The sequence below is a fragment of the Endozoicomonas sp. SESOKO4 genome (assembly GCF_024606275.1).
Window position 1 is genome coordinate 1 of sequence record NZ_JAHHPS010000630.1, and the last position, 1,106, is coordinate 1,106.

General features: G+C 37.9%; 2 protein-coding genes. One reads left to right on the forward strand and one right to left on the reverse strand.

Going from position 1 to position 1,106, the window contains the following annotated elements; genetic code table 11:
• Window positions 1–430: hypothetical protein (locus tag KDK16_RS12310; protein WP_257276340.1), on the reverse strand; the 430-nt coding region annotated here is incomplete at its 3' end.
• An 81-nt stretch (window positions 431–511) separates the two neighbouring features.
• On the opposite strand from KDK16_RS12310, the gene KDK16_RS12315 reads away from it, so the two are divergent.
• A partial coding sequence (locus tag KDK16_RS12315) for a hypothetical protein (RefSeq protein WP_257276341.1) occupies window positions 512–1,106 on the forward strand: 595 nt, incomplete at its 3' end.

The following is a 1,106-nucleotide window of genomic DNA, read 5'->3' on the forward strand; positions in this document are numbered from 1 at the left end:
ACATTTGGATAATATTACGTGTTATTGTTGTCGTTTGACCTCTTAGTGTGTAACGCGTACGAAAGATATGCTGAAGATCTTGAAAGCCATCTCCTAATAAGCCATGAAAATAAGCCGACTCATGAAAATAAGCCAGCAGATTACTGGCTGAGTCGAACTGATTAAATGCTATATGAGTAGAGGAGACCAGATCATAATTGACAAAGTGATCCCCAGATATACCACTAAAAAATTTAGTGAGGACATGCTGCCAATAGCACTCTTTTGTTATCTCGCTATGACTGACGTGTGTGGATGATATGGCTGTACCACTGAGTATTAAACGATCGAAATACTTTAAGTTCCATTTAAAGTGCAAGTTTTGTGAGTTTGAATAAGATGATAGCAAGCAGAGACAGAGTAAAAGGATTAATCTGACGTTTTTTTTCATTGTTAACAACTCATTTGTTGTTGATATTGATTTGAGACATCAGCGAGAATAAAGGCGCTGGAAGCAGCAACGCCAAACCATTTGCCAGAACATGTAAGCATCGATAGCCGCTCTATAACCCATATAGCTTTGACCGATAATATTCGAAGGCTTTTATCGTCAAGCACAGAAGCTGTAGACGATGATATCTATATATTTGACCTGTTCCTGAGCAATCCGGAAACACAAAATTTGATAAAAGCACATCTAAACTCTGAGACCTACAAGACGCATGAATTTATTATAATACCCGGGTTATTCAATACAGCCAGACTTGCTGAGATTGTCGTAAAAGAGCAAAGTAGTGAAAACGACAGTGAAGGTGACGATGACCTGAAACCAACAAATTTTTTAACATTAATCTTTCGTGGCGGACCTGTTGTGCGATACCACCTCAAGAAATTACCCACCAATGACATTCAGGTATTAGCGGTTTCGGTTAGCTCTGATTCTTATATCCTGTCATTTGTTATTGATAATTATGATGCTTTAGCTAACCAACCTATGACAACTTATTATTCATCGGAAGGACCATTATTCTTCGTCGAACCCTGTCATTGTAGAGGAGCATGTAACTGTGCTAACTCAAGAAATAATCATACAGATGAATCAGATTATCAGAATGACAACATGAATG